The sequence below is a fragment of the Rheinheimera riviphila genome, from assembly GCF_004005945.1.
Lineage (GTDB): Bacteria > Pseudomonadota > Gammaproteobacteria > Enterobacterales > Alteromonadaceae > Pararheinheimera > Pararheinheimera riviphila.
In genome coordinates, this window is sequence record NZ_SACS01000020.1 from 57,695 (window position 1) to 74,905 (window position 17,211).

19 protein-coding genes are annotated in these 17,211 nt (G+C 49.4%); 12 read left to right on the top strand and 7 right to left on the bottom strand.

Annotated elements, in window-relative coordinates:
• The first annotated feature begins 76 nt into the window (after positions 1-76).
• The 7 genes from EOE67_RS16250 to EOE67_RS16280 all read left to right on the top strand — a co-directional run bounded on the left by EOE67_RS16250 (position 77) and on the right by EOE67_RS16280 (position 2,272).
• Positions 77-307 carry a RebB family R body protein gene (locus tag EOE67_RS16250; protein WP_068062446.1) on the top strand — a complete coding sequence of 77 codons (231 nt, stop codon included), beginning with the start codon at positions 77-79 and terminating at the stop codon, positions 305-307.
• Between the two features lie 41 nt (positions 308-348).
• Complete coding sequence (locus tag EOE67_RS16255; protein WP_068062443.1) at positions 349-579, top strand: RebB family R body protein; 231 nt, start codon at positions 349-351, stop codon at positions 577-579.
• 56 nt (positions 580-635) lie between these two features.
• Positions 636-878: a RebB family R body protein gene (locus EOE67_RS16260; RefSeq protein WP_127700394.1), complete on the top strand. Its 243-nt coding sequence runs from the start codon at positions 636-638 to the stop codon at positions 876-878.
• 31 nt (positions 879-909) lie between these two features.
• Positions 910-1,149: a RebB family R body protein gene (locus tag EOE67_RS16265; RefSeq protein WP_068062437.1), complete on the top strand. Its 240-nt coding sequence runs from the start codon at positions 910-912 to the stop codon at positions 1,147-1,149.
• A gap of 118 nt (positions 1,150-1,267) precedes the next feature.
• Entirely contained in the window at positions 1,268-1,477 is a 210-nt protein-coding gene (locus EOE67_RS16270; protein ID WP_127700395.1) for a RebB family R body protein, read from the top strand.
• A gap of 45 nt (positions 1,478-1,522) precedes the next feature.
• Positions 1,523-1,780: a hypothetical protein gene (locus EOE67_RS16275; RefSeq protein ID WP_127700396.1), complete on the top strand. Its 258-nt coding sequence runs from the start codon at positions 1,523-1,525 to the stop codon at positions 1,778-1,780.
• Positions 1,781-1,837: 57 nt separating this feature from the next.
• Positions 1,838-2,272, top strand: a complete 435-nt coding sequence (locus tag EOE67_RS16280) for a hypothetical protein (RefSeq protein ID WP_127700397.1) — start codon at positions 1,838-1,840, stop codon at positions 2,270-2,272.
• 104 nt (positions 2,273-2,376) lie between these two features.
• On the opposite strand, the gene EOE67_RS16285 is transcribed toward EOE67_RS16280, so the two are convergent.
• The 7 genes from EOE67_RS16285 to EOE67_RS16315 form a co-directional block, all read right to left on the bottom strand.
• Positions 2,377-2,613: a hypothetical protein gene (locus EOE67_RS16285; protein WP_127700398.1), complete on the bottom strand. Its 237-nt coding sequence runs from the start codon at positions 2,611-2,613 to the stop codon at positions 2,377-2,379.
• Positions 2,614-2,624: 11 nt separating this feature from the next.
• Entirely contained in the window at positions 2,625-3,164 is a 540-nt protein-coding gene (locus tag EOE67_RS16290) for a hypothetical protein (RefSeq protein WP_127700399.1), read from the bottom strand.
• Between the two features lie 24 nt (positions 3,165-3,188).
• On the bottom strand, positions 3,189-3,617 hold the full coding sequence (locus tag EOE67_RS16295; protein ID WP_127700400.1) for a hypothetical protein: 429 nt from the start codon (positions 3,615-3,617) through the stop codon (positions 3,189-3,191).
• Between the two features lie 245 nt (positions 3,618-3,862).
• Entirely contained in the window at positions 3,863-4,426 is a 564-nt protein-coding gene (locus EOE67_RS16300) for a helix-turn-helix transcriptional regulator (protein ID WP_164852395.1), read from the bottom strand.
• 602 nt (positions 4,427-5,028) lie between these two features.
• Positions 5,029-7,077 (bottom strand): glycoside hydrolase family 97 protein, encoded by a 2,049-nt coding sequence (locus tag EOE67_RS16305; protein WP_127700402.1) that lies wholly within the window; start codon positions 7,075-7,077, stop codon positions 5,029-5,031.
• Positions 7,078-7,117: 40 nt separating this feature from the next.
• Complete coding sequence (locus tag EOE67_RS16310) at positions 7,118-8,599, bottom strand: tryptophan halogenase family protein (protein WP_127700403.1); 1,482 nt, start codon at positions 8,597-8,599, stop codon at positions 7,118-7,120.
• A gap of 141 nt (positions 8,600-8,740) precedes the next feature.
• The gene (locus EOE67_RS16315) at positions 8,741-11,644 is read right to left on the bottom strand and encodes a TonB-dependent receptor (protein ID WP_127700404.1); all 2,904 of its coding nucleotides are present in this window, start codon (positions 11,642-11,644) and stop codon (positions 8,741-8,743) included.
• 800 nt (positions 11,645-12,444) lie between these two features.
• On the opposite strand from EOE67_RS16315, the gene EOE67_RS20550 reads away from it, so the two are divergent.
• The 5 genes from EOE67_RS20550 (at position 12,445) to EOE67_RS16335 (ending at position 17,108) form a co-directional block, all read left to right on the top strand.
• Positions 12,445-12,603, top strand: coding sequence for a hypothetical protein (locus EOE67_RS20550; protein WP_164852397.1), 159 nt, complete (start codon positions 12,445-12,447; stop codon positions 12,601-12,603).
• Between the two features lie 384 nt (positions 12,604-12,987).
• Positions 12,988-13,323 (top strand): quaternary ammonium compound efflux SMR transporter QacE, encoded by a 336-nt coding sequence (qacE, locus tag EOE67_RS16320; protein ID WP_127700405.1) that lies wholly within the window; start codon positions 12,988-12,990, stop codon positions 13,321-13,323.
• A 114-nt stretch (positions 13,324-13,437) separates the two neighbouring features.
• A complete protein-coding gene (locus EOE67_RS16325; protein WP_164852399.1) occupies positions 13,438-14,061 on the top strand; it encodes a DUF6058 family natural product biosynthesis protein in 624 nt (207 codons plus the stop codon).
• Between the two features lie 60 nt (positions 14,062-14,121).
• Positions 14,122-14,487 (top strand): GFA family protein, encoded by a 366-nt coding sequence (locus EOE67_RS16330; RefSeq protein WP_206099634.1) that lies wholly within the window; start codon positions 14,122-14,124, stop codon positions 14,485-14,487.
• Positions 14,488-14,792: 305 nt separating this feature from the next.
• Positions 14,793-17,108: a hypothetical protein gene (locus EOE67_RS16335; RefSeq protein WP_127700407.1), complete on the top strand. Its 2,316-nt coding sequence runs from the start codon at positions 14,793-14,795 to the stop codon at positions 17,106-17,108.
• Positions 17,109-17,211: the final 103 nt, after the last annotated feature.

A 17,211-nucleotide genomic window follows, 5' to 3' on the forward strand; every position in this document is an offset into this window, starting at 1 on the left:
GCACTGTTAAGGCAGAGTCCCTGAAAACGGATTCGAAAACAATGTCCTAGCGGTTCAAAAACCATGGAGAAAGATTATGTCAAGTGCACAACTTGTAAATGGCGCGGTCGTCGACTCTGTCACTATTACCAACACAAAAGTTCTGGCTGAAGCCCCCGCAATGGCGATGGGTAGTTTGTATCAGACTATCGGCAATTCTGTTGCGATGGCGGCGGCCAATGCGGTCTATGCCCAGCAACAGGCCAATGTGGTGTATCAGGCTTCGACCACCCTTGGGGTGACCAAACTGTTCGCACAAAATTCGTAACCACCTCGTGGTTTCAGTCTCGTCCATCGGGAGATTAGCTCATGTCACAACCATGTGAAGTTAACGGAGCCATCGTTGATGCGGTCGCCGGCTCTAACGCGTCTGTCGTCGCTGTTGCTCCGGCGATGGCAATGGGAAATTTGTATCAGACGATTGGCAATTCTGTGGCGATGGCAGCGGCAAACGCCGTCTATGCCCAGCAACAGGGCTGGGTCACCTCTCAGTCTGCCGGAACCTTAGGGATCACTAAATTGTTCAGTCAGAACAAGTGATCAACAACGATTCAACCATCAGTAAGTAGGCGCAAGCCACTTCAGGAGAATTCATTATGTCAAATGCTCCAGCTCAGCCAACAGTCGTCAATGGCGCTGTTGTCGATTCAATTGTGACGACCAATACCAAAGTGCTGGCCGAAGCGCCGGCGATGGCGATGGGTAGTTTATACCAGACCATTGGCAATTCAGTGGCGATGGCCGCGGCAAATGCCGTGTACGCGCAGCAGCAGGCTAATGTCGGCTATCAGGCCGCCAGTACCCTTGGCGTGACCAAGCTGTTTGCAGATAACAAATAACCGGGTTTGATCAGTGTAAAAGGAGAACACGATGAGTAGCACATCTCAACCAACAGCAGTCAATGGCGCCATTATTGATGCAGTCACGATTGCCAATACCAAAGTACTGGCCGAAGCACCCGCGATGGCGATGGGTAGTTTGTATCAGACCATTGGCAATTCAGTGGCGATGGCAGCAGCCAATGCCGTGTATGCGCAGCAGCAGGCCAATGTGGCCTACCAGGCCGCGACCACTTTGGGTGTCACCAAGTTGTTTGCCCAGAACAAGTAACCAAAGTCGCACTCTTTGAAAAGCGCCCGAGGCGGGCGTTTTTCAGGAGGCATTTGTCCTGGCCCGCACATCTGTTTGCGCTGTGGCTCAAAGGATGACCATCAGACAGGTATCTATTATGTCCGACACCAATTACATCAAAAGCTCAGTTGCCATCAATGACGAAGTGCAAAGTCAGAGCAATGAAACTCTGCAGACACTGTCGCTGGGGGCGTTGGTCAATGCCACCTCATTGACGATGCTAAACAACACCTCAAACCAATATGCGGCACAGACACTGGCTAATTCGGCGATGGTGCAGGTTTGTAACAAAATTCTGAGTTCATAGACCGATCCGGATCTATGCATTCATTTGTGATTTCAGGAGTCTGCTATGCCCACGACACCACCAGCCGCCGAGATATTTAATTGTCTCAAAGCGTCATTTGATCAGACTGCCAACAATGCGCAGGCGCAATGGTCCCTTGATTTCAGCCGGCAACAAAATCGCTTGTTGCTTTCTGTGCAGATAGGTCCAACAGAGCCGCTGAAGGCCGGCAGCTGTCTGCAAAGCAGTATTGATGCAGATGGTCTGAACACCCTGAGCGAATTTCTGGCCCAGGTCAAAATGCAGATGGCAAACCCAGGCTGACATCTGCCTGGAAATCGCCGGGAAATCGCGACAGCCACTAACCAATGAGAACCGCATATGACTGAATCAAAACAGCAAACGCCGCCAAGTTCGAAGCTGGGCCTGACGGCGGAAGAGGCCGCCGGCGCGTCGATTGCCCAGTCCATCGCGCTGGCGGCGCAGAACGAAGTGGATGCATACCGTAATCAGAACACGGTGAACATGGTGGCCATGGGGGTTGCCTATGCTAAGTGGCTGCAAAATCCTACGCTGAGCAAACAATACAGTGAGGTGGTCGATGCGGCACGTCTGAGCATGGGGAATGAAGAATCGGAGACGATCAAAGCCTTTGCCGGCGGCGTTAACAAGACCAGCGCCCATACCCGTGCGGAAAGCAATCCGCCGCCGCAAGCTGCTGCTGCGGCCAGTGCGCCGGGCCCTGGCACACATTCGCTGCCAGCGAGGGTATTCAGTTATTTTTTATCGCCACCGGCCAAGCCGGAGCAATCTTAATCTCCTCAGTGCAACGCGGACTCTGTGGCAGGCGTGCCCGGCCAGGCGGCGACATATCAGCCAGGCTTGGCTGGCTGTGTTTGCTGCTGGCTGCCGTCGCTTACTTAAAACCGCTGTTGTTCCAGTGAATCCAGCAGATGCTGCATCACACTGCGTTTTGCTGCCGCCCGTTGTTGCTGTTGTGCCGCATCTGATTGCAGTGCTGCAGTTATTGGCGATAAATCAATGGCCTGCCGGGTGGCGGTGACTGCGTCCTGCGGCGACATCTGCTGTAACCAGCTGGCGGGTTGCCAGTACCAGCCAAACCGATCAAATACTGCCACCTGTTCATCGGCTGCCATAGCAGCGCCTGTTACAGCAACAGCGCAGGCAACATGCTGCAGGGCGGCGTAGTGCAGGCAGCTGGTTGCAGCGTCTCAGGCGCAGGCACGGTGGTCGCGTCGGAGGCTGCCGTGCTGGCGCCTGGGGGAAACGGCAGTTGCAGCAGCGGGAAACGGCTGAGCAATTGTTGATATAACTGCTGGTGCCAGTGGATCAATGTGCTGAGGCCGTTGCTTTGCTGTGTGCGGGCCCGGTACTCCTGCTGATAATCAAACCAATGCTCGGCATCTGATGGCAGCGGACAGCTGTACAATAAATCAAGCAGCGCGCTTTGGGTGTCCGGATATACCGCTGACACTTGCTCAGCCTGGGCCAGGCTGATCTGTTCGGGCAGCAGTTGCCAGCGCTCGCTGAAAATAAACAGTTGCTGCATCTGGGCACCAAATGCCGCCAGTCGGGCAGGGCTCAGGGGGCGTTGCTGATAGGGATTGTCTTTTGCAAAGGCCAGCGTTTGTTGCAATAGCGCATTCAGCTGCAGAAAATCAATGGTATCCAAAGTAGTGAGTTGCATGTTTAATTCCTGTCCGGGCGGTTTCTAGTCATAACGGTTATAGCTTGGCGGGCCGGCTAGCCCCTTTTGCTCTGGCGGGGTATCTTTGCTCCCCGCCACGATGGCAAAGCCGCTGGCAGGTATTGCAACCGGGGGCATGGCAACGGTGGGCTGCTCAGGCCCGGTGTCGCCGCAAGCAGGGTTCAGGTCACGATAAAAAGCGCAGATCTGACTGAACAACTGCTGACATGCCGCCTGCTGCGGCGGATCGTCGCTGAGACTGGCCAGCGCCTGCAGTATCGGGCCGAACTCTGTCATTAGATTCCGGACCAACGATGCAGACAAAGCACGACCGTGGCGCTGAACATCCAGCAACACCGCTTGTTTCAGCCAGTGCAGCAGCAACTCCGCGGTTTCAGTCCCGGCGTTGCACTGCCTGATCAGGCTGACCATCAGGATCGGATCTGTTTGCATATCATTCTCCATTGCCGTTGTATATCGCGTCGTAAAAGCCAGTACTGCAGCCAGTACAGCAGCAAATACAGAAGCCAGATACGTGCCAATCGCCCGGGCTGCTGTCTGAGGCTGCAATACCAGCAGAACAGCGCGATGCCAACGACATTCTGCCGTCGAAACTGAAGGCGCAGTGCCGGCCAGCGGCTTGAACCGGCCAGTTGCATGCGCGCAGCGGCGCAATCTGACCGCTTCGGCAAACACCTTCAGACATCATTGAGCTCCCGTCGGATTTGTTTCGGAGTCTGATTAAACAGACTTTTAAAAGAAGTGGAAAAATTGGCCTGTAGCGGATAGCCCAGCCGTGCAGATATTTCCTGAATACTTAAATTGGTATCGAGCAACAGTTGCCGGGCCTTCTGCATCCGTTGTGCGCGCAACCAGGCGGACACCCCGATATTCAGCTCCTTTTTAAAGGCTTTGGCTAAACTGTTGCGATTGGTATTCATCGCTTTGCTGATTGAGCTTAGCGTCAGCGGTTGCTCCAGATGTTGTTGAATGTAAAGGCAGGTTTTTTCCACCAGTGCTTTGTGTTTGCGACTGAGTGACGCCGTGTTGTAAGAGGGAGCACTGAGGAGTGGTTGCGGGAGTGGTAATAATATTTTTTGATAGACCTGCATAAACTGTTCAATCGATGCGCGCTCCAGCGGGCCGGTTAAGCGGAATGTGTGACTATGCAGATGAATAATGGCCGCGGCCTGAGGGCTCTCTGCCAGCAGCTGTTGCGCCAGAATAAAGCTACTTTCTTCCTCGATGATAAATACAGTCATTTTTTTTGAGACTGTATAATTCAACATTGTCCATACTGTCGGTGACCATGCATTGATATTCTTTGGTCAGAACTTGCCACAATGGCATCAATTGTGGCGGATTGTTTGAAATGAAAACCAGAATTAAAGTGTCATTATTCATCAATATTTCCTCTGTTTGTTACTAAATGTTTGTTATTAAATGTTTGTTTAAAAATCAAAAATAAGATATTTTAATGTTTTATTATTGTGCTTGAGTGGCTGAACTTGTCGACAACAGAATGAACTGCAGCATATTTGTTGTCTTATATTGAGCCTGAAACCAAATAAGCTTGGGCGGTCACAACTATCGCCGGGCAATTGTTGGCAAACGCCATAGAATGGTGCTTTATATTTTTGTGATGAAAACTTGATATATTTTCTTAAGCTGTTAGAACCACTGCCGATTTTTTATACGGCACGATGTTCAAAACAAAGGTTGCAGGACGGCTGCCGGTGAATGCCTACTGCGTGTGGTAACACTGTCTGTGGCAACAACGTGGTGAGTTGATTGGGTCTGTCATTGCGGGGCAATTCGTAAAAAAGGTCAGTACATTGCAGCTATTTACCGACCCATTACATGTCTACTGTATCGGAATAAACTCTATCGCCGCGCCACCACCGGGCTGCAGCTTTAACTCAATGGTACTACCGGCTTTCACCACACTTTTAGTGATCTGATAGGCCATTGGTTTGGTTTCCCAGTGGGCGTCCGGGGCGTCAAGGTAGCTAATCATTTGATAGCTTTGGCCAGCTTTGAGGAAATCTAATTTTACACTCAGCTCCCGCGCCTGTTCGTTGCTGGTGGCGCCTAAGTACCAGTTTGCTGAGTGTTTATCCTGGCGCGCGATCACCAGATACTCACCGATTTTCCCTTGTAACGCTTTGCTTTGTTGCCAGTCGGTCGGTACCGCGTCGATAAAAGCAAAGGCCGGATGTCCTTGATAATTCTCCGGTAAATCGGCGGCCATTTGCAGCGGGCTATATAAAGTCACATAAAGCGCCAACTGATTGGCCAGGGTCGAAGGAACCCGGTTATTCGGGCGATGTTGTTGATAATTAAAATTAAAAATACCCGGGGTAAAGTCGATAGGGCCTGCCAGACCCCGGGTAAAGGGGATAATCACCGTATGGTTCGGTAGGTTGCCGCTGTCCGGACTGCCGCCGTTGTATTCCATACCGCGGACACATTCGCGGGTCATTAAATTCGGATAAGTGCGGCTGAGGCCGGTATCTTTCACCGTTTCATGGGCGTTCACCATCACGCCATAACGCGCCGCGGTTTCGGTGACGCGCCCGAAGTGCTCAACCATATACTGGCCGTGGTGCCACTGGTTTTGATCAACCCGGGTGCCGACATAACCCATCTTCACTGAGTTCACGCCAAGCTGTTGATAAAGCTTAAAAGCCTCGTCCATTTGTTGTTCGTAATACTGCACCCCGGCGGCGGTTTCATGATGACCAATCAACCGTACGCCTTTTGCTTTGGCATAAGCCGCAACCTTGTTGATATCAAAACCGGCCACCGCTTTGGTGAAACTAAAAGTCGGCGGACGTTGCCACCATTCACCTTCCCAGCCTTGGTTCCAGCCTTCGACTAACACACCGTCGATATCGTGTTGGCTGGCAAAATCAATATATTGCAGCGCGCGTTCGGTGGTTGCGCCCTGAAGAGGGCCGGGTGACCAGTCTTTCTGGCCGATATGCATTTCCCACCAGATGCCGATATATTTGCCTGGTTTGATATAACCCAGCTCGACGTCTTTTGCTGGTGGCTCGTTTAAGTTCAGGATCAGATCTGAATCGAGCAGCGCTACTTCCGAGTCCGCCACCTGAATGGTTCGCCACGGTGTGCTAAACGGCGTTTGGGTATAGACCTTATCGCCATTGGCCCAGGGTACTAAATCGGCGGTGAGCGTGATGTGGTTATCGGTGATATTACGCAGCGTCATCGAGGCGTAATTGACCAGCGCCGCTTCGTGTACCGCAATTGCAATACCTTCGTCGGTCAGCGTCAGCGGCGTATGGGCCACATCGATGGAGCTTAATGCCGAGTTTAAATACTGATATTCAAAACGTTGATTGCGATAGGCCGGGATCCACCAGGCTTTAAAATTACGGGCAAAAGCAAATTCGGTGAGTTCGTTGCTGATGACGACTTTGTTTAAATGCGGCTGCGCTGGCAGATGGTAGCGAAAGGCGATGCCGTCGTTATAAGCGCGGAAAATCAGCTGTAGTTGCCGTGGGTTGGTGCCGGTTTCAATCGCATCCACCACCAGCTCGGCGAAGTGATCCACAATAGTCGCGCGTTGTCCCCACACCGGCTGCCAGCTGGTATTGTTGGTGCGTGGCGTCACTTTCAGCACTTTTAAATTCGCCTGCAGCGCTGGTTGATCTTTAAACGCCATCCCCAAGCGGGACGGTTTTAACACCGGGCGGCCTTTAAAACTAAGCTGATAACTAAAGGCTTGGCCGTCCAAAGCTAAGGCGAGCGTCAACGCTTGATCCGGCGATTGCAGCTGCCATTGTTGCGGCGCGTCACTGGTTTTGGTGCTGGCCGTTGTGTTGGCGGCCCAGCCACTGCTGCAATAACCAACCATCACTAATAAAAGCATTGGTAAAAATCGGGTCATCTTATGGTCCTTCATCAACGCAGAAGCTGGTTATTGCTTGTTATTGTTTGGTATAGCGCAGGAGGAATTCATCATGCGACAGCATCTGCGCCAGCGGTTGTTGTTTGGCGCCACGGATTTTCTGCAGTGTTTGCAGCAGTTGCGCGTCCGGTACGGCTTTGGCTGCCGGATGATAATCGCGGGGTGCAATGCCTTGCCCCAGCATCACCTGCAGCCAGGAGGCGTCGCGGAAAATGTCATTCTGGTCGTTAAAAATGGCGGCAGTTTCCTGAAATAACGCGATTTTTTCGGTCAGCCGTGCCGGGATGGCCATCTGGCGCATATCCCGCCAAAACTTAGAATCGTCCCGTTGATTGACATGGTAATGCAGCACAATAAAGTCGCGGACGGTTTCAAATTCTTGTTTAGAATCAGCGTTGTAATAATCAATCACTGTTTGCGAAATTTGCTGATGCGGGAACATTTTCAGCAGCCGCACAATGCCGGACTGAATTAAATGAATACTGGTCGATTCCAGTGGTTCCAGAAAACCTGAGGATAACCCAATCGACACCACGTTTTTGCACCATTGCTGCATGGTGCGACCGGTCTGAAAAGAGATTTTGCGTGGTTCGGCCAAAGCTTTTGAGTCGAGATTTCCCATCAAGGTGTGATGAGCTTCATCGTCCGACAAATAATCCGAGCAATACACCAAGCCATTGCCATTGCGGTGGGTCAGCGGAATTCGCCATTGCCAGCCTACTTTATGCGCGATGCTGCGGGTGTAGGGCAGGGTTTGGGCGAAGCGTTCGCTCGGCACGGCGAGGGCGCTATTGGCCGGTAAATACTGGCTCCAGTTTTCAAAGGCCACGCCGAGGGTTTTGCGGATCAGTAAAGCGCGTAGTCCGGTGCAATCGATAAATAAATCACCGTCGATTTGCCGCCCGTCCTTGAGATGCAAGCTGCGGATATGGCCACTCATCGCATCTTGCTGTATATGCTCAATCATGCCTTCGGTGCGCACCACGCCTGCTTTTTCGGCAATTTTGCGTAAATAGCGGCCATATAAACCCGAATCAAAATGATAGGCATAGGGCATTTCGTACAGCGGATTTGGGGTTTTGATAATGTTAAATTTGCCTTGTTCGGCACAAAGGAAATTCAGGTCAAAATCCCATAATGATTCGGTGAGACCAGCCTTTTTTGCCTGTAACCAATAATGCTGAAACGGGCAAAAACCTAACTGGGCGCCTGGTGCGCCAAAGGTGTGATAATAACTTTCACCTTTAGTTTTCCAGTTTTCAAATTTAATCGCGAGTTTAATAGTGGCTTTGGTTTCGCGTAAAAACTCCGCTTCATCAAGGCCAAGATATTGATTAAACACCTGAATGGGCGGAATAGTCGCTTCACCAACGCCGATAATGCCGATATCGTCAGATTCCACCAGCTCGACATCAATTTGCTGGTGCAGCACTTTTTTCAATAATGCGGCCGCCATCCAGCCAGCAGTGCCGCCGCCTGCAATCACAACTTTTTTTATCATCAGATGACCCTGATTTCAGATTTTCGGGCTTTCGTAAAAGTAGATCTCATCATGCCGCGACCGGTTATTGTGACCGAAACATGCGGCATGATGAGCTCCTGTTCAACTGGCGAATATCACGCCTTGGCCAAATGATCCCACTCAATAAAACGAGTAATTAAAGTTCAGCATATAGGTCGGGCCAAACTGCCGGCGCAAGGTCACAATGCCATTGGCATCCACGGTTTCTTCGTCGACATCCGTCAGATTGCTGCCTTGCAGGGACACGCGCAGACCTTTCAGATAGTCGATATCACTTTCGGCAAAATCGTAGCTGATTTGTGCATCCAGCAAGCGCACCCCTTTGCGGTTAGCCGTTTCGATTTTATTCGAACCACCACGTTGATAGGTCAGGAAATCTGAGCGATCCGTTCCGGCTAAACGCACTTCAAAACCGTTGCGTTCATAGTAGGCGGTCAGCGAATAGACTTTATCCGACTGGCCGGGAATAGCAGCACCGTCCTGCAGTTTGGCGTCAATTAAGGTGGCCGAAGCCGCAACCCCAAAACCTTCCAGCATGTCATGAACCACGCTCAGCGGCAGATTGGTGGTCAGCTCGGTGCCTTTGACTTTACCGGTTAAACCATCTTCAAAAAACGAGGAAAAACCGTAATTTGGTGGCGTCGCGATATCACCAACATTGTACGGTCGATCCAACGGACCATAGTTGCCGGCGGTATCAATCACCCGGTTGTGGAAGTTTGGAATGTAATAGTTGGCGCCGCCGTTGCCTGGATCGTTGGTGAAATCGATCAGCGCATTGCCATCGCGGGTCCAGTTGACGAGGTCTTTGTAAAACACCGCCAGTGAAATATAACCTTCAGTTTCAAAGTACTTCTCAAACGATAAATCAAAGTTATTCGATTCCAGCGGTCTTAACTCCGGGTTACCGGCAAATTTTGACCAGGGCGAACCATAGGTTTGCACCGCGGCCTGACTGTTTGGAATGGTAATTAAATCAATGTTTTGGTCGAACTTCACAAAGCCAGACGCTTTCATCTGATCGATGCGGGCACGGCTGATAGTTTTGTTGGCTGCGGCGCGGACAAAGGTATTGTCCAGTACTTCAACACTGACATTCAGACTTGGCAACACATGGCTGTAACTGGCGCCAGACTCGACCAGACAACGGGCGTCGGTCTGGTTGTTGTTGTCATCATCACAAACTTTAAAGTTCGGGCCAACCACACCAATAAAACCTGAGGATGTTTGATCGGTATCGACATACTGCAAGCCAATATTACCCAGCACCGGCAAGCCAGAAAGCTCAGTGTCAAAATCGGCTTTGACGTATAAAGTCGTCACTTCTTCATTCACATCATAAGTGTCACCCAAGCGATCCGGTTCCAGTAAACCAGCATCATTTAGCTTGTAAGTACCATCAAAATAAGGTGCAAAACCATCGTATGCCACAACCTGTCCCAAACCGGCCCAGCTTAAATCAGCCAGACCCAGCCGGTATTTCTCCGGAATGGCAGTCGAAAACGGGTAAGCAGTCGATGTGGCGAAAAAGCCTTTGTTGATTTTGTCTTTAAAACGGTCGCTGTAATTCACCCCGGCAGTGAATTTGGTGAATACACCCAGTTCAATATTGCCCTGGAATTCCAGTCGTGCTGTGGTCAGCTCTTCGCTAAAATCGGCGTAATTCATAAAGCCGTCTTGTGCGTTTAAAAAACTGTACGGCGTGCCGGAAGCTTGTAACACGTTGGTCTGGAACTGGCTGGCTAAACTGGCCAGACTGCCGCCCCAGACTTGTGGTCCGGTCAGCTGCAGCGCATTTGGATCGGCAAAAGCACCTAAGCCAGTCAAACCAGTAAAGAACACGCCGTTTTGGCTCATCTGGAATTCACGTGAACCGAGCTGGGCGTTGGTTAAAGCGCCTGAACGCGCGAGGCCGGCATAAGACTCACCGCGTAAATCACGTTTGCTCGATTGGCTATTGGCCACATCCAACATCACTTGCCAGTCGTCATTCAGTTGATATTCGATGTTCAGGCCAAATGCTTCTAAATCGCCGTCTTTTTGCAGCGGATCGGTACGTAGTACCGGATTGGCGTTAATCTGGGTACCTTTGGCGGTGGTGCCGCTGCCGGTAACATTCGCCGACGAAAACGGCTCGATAAAACCACGGAGTACGCCAGAATCGGCGTAATCGATTTTCAGCGCGTCGAACACGAAGTTGATTTTGTCATTTGGCTGGTACTGTAGCACCGCAGAAATGGTATCGCGTTCGAGCTTGGTGCTGATCGATTGGATATCCAGACCGCTGGGTAACACCTGGCCTGCATCATTGGTGCTATAACCCCAAACCCCATATTTACGTTGGTTGTTGGGCGACTCGGTGGTCGCGGCGGCAACGGCTAAACCGATGGTATCGTCGGCAAATTTCTCGACAAAAGACAGCGCAAATCTTTTACCTTTGGCATCAAATTCCGGGTTATCTGAACCCTGGCTGCCGGACTCATAACTGCCGTTCAGGGTTAAGGTTTCTTTGGCTTGTAACGGTCGGGCGGTCTTTAAATCGACGGTGCCGCCAATGCCTTGCACCATTAGCGTGGCATCGGAAGTTTTGTAGATGGTGGCACCGGTCATAATTTCTGATGGGTATAAATCGTATTCGACGCCACGGTTGTCGCCGATGCCAATGAGTTCACGGCCATTGAGCGAAGTACCGGTAAAATCTTCTTTAAAACCACGCACCGAAATACCTGAAGTACGACCGCCAACCCGTTCACCGGCGAGGCCTGGTAAACGTGACAGCGATTCGGCAATTGAAGAGTCTGGCAGTTTGCCGATGTCTTCAGCGGAGATAGATTCGGTGATGGACGAGCTGTCCATTTTTTCAGCTTGTGATCGAATTAACGATCCGCGAATGCCTTTGACGGCTATCACTTCGACTTGTTCGCCATCGATGACGGCTTGTTGCGCCATGCTATGGCCAGAGAAGATGGCGCTGGAAATCGCCATCGACAGTAATGCGGGTTTAAATAGTTGTGTGTTCATCATCCTGTTGTCCTTATCGACTTACGCTGTTTGTGATGAATTGTCGTCATGATTTGACGCAATTCTTTTTCGCAATTTTTGTCGCAAGATCAGGGGCAAAAGCATGGTTCATCGACAGTGATTTTGCCAGCAACAACGGGTACGAAATTACCAGGCTGCCGGGTCACTAGTGCTGAACTTTAAAACTTAACTTAAACACATCTTAATCGTTTAAGTTTGAGTTTAAAAAAAACAACGCCAAGAATTTACTCCGCTTTGAACCTATGGAGTGCCGCTCTGGTGTTGTCCGTTACTTTTTTATAATTGTAGTCTTTACCCTGTCTCTTAATCGTTTTACTGCTGATTTAAAGAATAGTCAAGCCTGTGCAGAAAATAATCAGTTGTTGGGTGGGACTTACCTAAAAAATAGCGGGGTGGATGTCTGAGGTTTGGTTGATTGCCTGCTAAACATCGCCCATTTGCCTATCTGCTTTGCGAGTTGTCGGAATAGGTACGCCCCGGCATTTTCTATTAAAGTATGACATCATCGAACGATGGATTGCTGAAGCGGATAAACCGTTTAATTTTGATCTGCCCATCAATTTTAAATTCTTCACAGCAAACATGAATTGTTTTTCCACAACTCGTGGGCACAATACCCTCTTTCTCGCCCTAAGCAGCAACAGATGTCGATTTATTGTTGAAGTTAATACAGGAAACGGCTAGCTTGATGTATCTAATGTAGTGAGAGAAACGGCGACTTGTGGGCCTTAATCGTTGAAACACACTGTTAGACAAATCATATAACCAAAACGGAGCAAGTCATGAAAGTGAAAGTGGAACTGCATTCAGGCGAAGAAAGAACATATGAAAATGCTGAACGTGTCGCAGATACCGACAAGTATAAAGTTACTATTTACGGCGAAAATGGAATCCTTGCGATTCTGAATAAAGGCGACATCAAAAACTTATTGACTGAATAAAATTAATAAATCTGATCTGGTAATTTTTACAAACTACCCCTTTGCTAAATAGCAGAAGCTAGGGTCACCCATTAGCCGTTCCAGTGTCAATAGCAATTACGAGCCCGCGCGCACTGCAAAGTGCGCGTCTTTTGTTCTCGAAGAGGTGAGCGAAGAGGTGAGGGTCAAGCGAAGATTTGGGAAGCTAGGGTCAGGTCTTGCGTTTTGCCATTTGGCCAGAATTGAAGCTAAATAACTGATCCTAATTGTGATACACCTACTTCAACCCATGCTTTTTGCCCTATTGAGCCATTCAACTAAAGGCAAAAAGCAAGACTTGACCCCGCATTGCTTCGATTTCTTTAAGATTACGCCATTAACCCGATCCACATTAGGAGATATCTTATGAAAGGCTGGATTTTTCTTGCTATCGCCATCCTTGGCGAAGTCATCGCAACATCCGCCTTAAAATCGAGTGAGGGCTTTACCAAGCTTGCCCCATCTGTAGTCGTGATCATCGGCTATGGCATCGCCTTTTATTTTCTTTCTCTGGTGCTGAAATCTATCCCTGTTGGCGTTGCTTATGCTGTCTGGTCGGGGCTCGGTGTCGTCATTATTACAGCGATTGCCTGGTTGCTGCATGGGCAAAAGCTTGATGCCTGGGGCTTTGTGGGTATGGGGCTGATCGTCAGTGGTGTTGTTATTCTAAACGTGCTTTCCAAAGCAAGCGCTCACTCATAAAATCGGGTATTTTAGGGTGGAACAAAGAGCGGCCTGTGGCTGCTTTGACGCTCACAAGTTCGACCTGGTATTTGTCGTAAACCCCCGGAGAAAACAATGTCACTAGAGACATACTTGCAAACTCATTTCGTGGACAAAACCACTTTTGCGTTGATGGTTGGCATCACCCTTGACCGTCTCGACCAACTGATATTGGCCAAAGCAATTCCTTCTGCCACCTACACTTGCGACGGGTTATCCGTTGCTTCGGCAGTGTTTGGAACTACACCGATTAATGAGTCTATCACCGGCGAGTTTTTCCGGCCTGAATGCGTTCGGTGGGTCCAGCTTGCCGCTCAGGCACCGACTGGCTCGGAGCGGGCAGCAGTGCTGTCACAACTGACAACAGAACTTCGAATTTCTCTGGCCGAGCATTCCAGCAGCAACGAAACCATTGAAACGAAGATTGAGGCTTATCTGCCTTATTTCTTTAATGGTACTTTTGGGCTTTGCATTGCAGATCCTTCCACCGGAGCCGGTATTGTGAAAAAGGAAATGTTGCAGGAAAAGCTGATCGCACTTACTGCAAATGGCAGCATTGCAGCGCCAGTTGATGCTTCGAAACAACAGAAACAACAACTGAGCACACTTATCGACGACTACGCTGATTCTGCGATGCCTTTTTCGCCGGCTGAATATGAGCGCAGCAGCAGGAAACGGCTGGTTGATGATTTGCGCCAGACCCTGGCCAGAGCTTGATTATCTAGGCCACCAAAGGGCGGCTATCACATTCAGGTATAAATCAGTCCGGAGTAAAACATGATTGGAAACAGGTCGTTGCAAACCTATCAGGGCAGTTGCCATTGTGGGGCGGTAAAGTTTGAAATTGAAACCGATTTTCCGGAACTGACGACCTGCGACTGTTCAATCTGTCGGCGCAAAAATGCCTTGATGGTCAAAGTGCACCAATCAAAATTCCGGTTGCTGACCAGTGAAGCAGCGCTGACTGAATACCAGTTTCACACCCATACCGCGCGGCACTTTTTCTGCAAAACCTGTGGCATTTACCCTTTTCATCGCAAACGCGTTACGCCTGACCATCTGGGTATTAACGTATTTTGCCTGGAAAATTTTGATCCAACCGGCATTCCGGTGCGGCAGACTATTGGCGCGGCGATGGTTTGATCACCAAACCAATTCTTCGTAACTGAGTATGGGATCATGCCGCAGAAGGTAAAGTATGTGTTTATATTGTTATTAAGGTTGTTGATTTGTTTGCGTTGCTCAGCTAAATTGCCCCACCCGTCTTTACAAAGACGTTGGTTCGTCCGGCCTTAGCGATTTTGCTCTCTAACCAGATTTCAGAACCGTAGTAGACCATTTGCTAACCAAATCTTATCGCCCAAATCATTCATGTTGAAGTATGCAGGTCAGAACTTTCTACTTTAGCGATGAAGTTTTTTTGTAGAACAAATGAAGAGCACTTTGCAATGCAAATAAAATTAATCAAAACGTTCTGCCTTATGCTGACCTTGTTATGGCTGGCCGGTTGTGGCGGCGGTGGTGATTCTGTGCCAGGAACCTTTACTTTAAGTAAAAACCAACTTAATTACTCTTTATCCGGTTTTGAATCTGAAAATACTGAACAGCAGATCAGCATTTCGATTACCGGATCCAAAGTCAGTTATGCCGGCACTGCTTATCCGGAAGGAACCAATGTACCGTCCTGGTTGAGCATGTCAATTTCTGGTTCTGGCAATAGTTACACTTTGACAGTCAGCATCGTGAATCATAGTTCACTCAATCCTGGCGATTATACGGCGACATTTCTGGCAGGGACGGCGGATGGGCAAGGGAATATCCTTAAAACTCAGCCTATTACTGTAAATTTACATATAAAAAAATACGTTACATTTGCTGAGGCCTGGTATAGCAAAGACGTCGTTTATGGCAGCGAACCGGCTCAGTCAACCATCAATCATCGTTTTGATGCAGATCCTACAACTACCTGGCAAGCCAGTTCTGATCGAGCTTGGTTGCAAGTGTTAAATAGTTCAGGCAAGGGCGCCACAGAATTAAAAACCAGCATTGATTATGCGAGCTTATTGCCTGGTACCCATGATGCCACTGTGACTGTCAGTGACACCGCGCAAGCTAGGAACAAAAGTACCCGCAAAGTGCAAATTAGGGTAGCCGAACCGACCTTGACGATTTCCGGCACCGAGTTGTTGTTTGGTGGAGTAGATGGCGTCAACAATCAGCCTCACGATCTCAGTATTTCCACCAACACGGGCACCAGAACTCATCCATTTACGGTCAGTTTAGTCACCGATGATGGCGTAAGCTGGCTCACGACTAATAAAAACGACGGTCAGGTGGGTTCTGCTGCTCAGGTGGTTCAGTTTGCAGCAAATACCAACGCCGTTGAAAGTGGTAGCTATTACGGAAAAGCAAAAGTTGCAGTCAAGATTGATGCTATTACCTTGTCTAAAGAGCTTCAAATTAAATTTAACAAAGAAGCGACCCGGATGAGCCTGAGTGCGACTGGGGTGGCTTTGTCGCAATCGCCGGAACGGTCAGTGCTAACCCGTCGTGTTAAAGTATTCAGCAGCTCGCATCGCCCGGATATGCCTTGGACTGCCACTTCTGACAGTAGCTGGCTGACAGTCACTCGTACCGGAAAAGCCGGTGAATATATTGAATTAACAGCGAATACGGCCGGATTAACCCCTGATCAGGTTCATTTTGCCAATATCCGCGTCAGTTCAAGTGATCCAATTGTTGAGAATCATGAAGATATTCGGGTCGGTCTGACGTTAATGAGCAAAGAGCCGATCGCTCAAAATATAACATTCGAAGTGACAGACAATCGATACACCCAAACTTCGCATCTTGCGGCAAGCCCGGTCGAACCCTTGGTTTTTATCCAGCAAGGCAACACAATCAAAGCTTACAACGTCTATTCTGGTGCAGAGGTGCGGAGTTTCAATAATCTGGTTAATGCAGTTGATGGATTTACCATTAGTGGTGATGGTCGCTATCTGTTTGTACAGGATTCAGGAAATCAGAATTACCAAGTCGTACAGGTTGATGCCGAAACCGGTCGTGAAGTCTATCGATTTATTGCTGGAACCGACTTCGACAGCACCATGTATTATGCTCGGCTGGATGGTATCCCCATGCTGCTAGGACTGGATACTCCCCATAATCTAGATACCCAAAGCACAATCCCAACCAAATATAATAGATTTACGGTGAGTGGAGTTTTGTCAGGTGCAGAGGACCCCAGCTGGATTGTTGATCAAGATGGCATTTTGGTTAAGCTTCGTTATACGGCTTTGGATGGCAGTGAAGTGTCCTCACCGCTCCTGTTTACGCCGCGTCGCATCCTGGATGTCGTGGATGGTTATTTTCGCGCGGAGCAAAGCTGTGTAAACGCTGAAAGTACAATGGTCTACACTGCAGCGCCTGATTCCGGGGATTTTTTGGGCTCTAGTCTCAAGTCAGCGAAGGTTGAACAAAACCTGGCAGGCCTGCGCTCTGGCCGCTCAATGGTGTGTAGTTGGAATGGCTTAGTTGTTGGTGGGGCTGAAACATTTGAGGATAACCGCGCTGCCGCTGATATCTTCGTCTTTCATGGTAAGAGCGGTGAGCTGCTTGCGAATTTTAGATCAAGTCCGATCCATTCAGAAGCCATTTTGGTGCCTCGTGGCATGGCGCTTTCAGCAGATGGTACTCAGCTGATTTCAATCAGTGAATATTACACACGTAAATATCTGCAATTCGCCAGATTACCATCACTGTAGTTGTTGGCGGTTTGATATCGCGGTGAACCTGCAGCGTCAGGCGAGGGTTCACCGCGTTGCAGATTAACCAACCGCGAAAAACAGCAAGTCCAGGCAAAAAGCC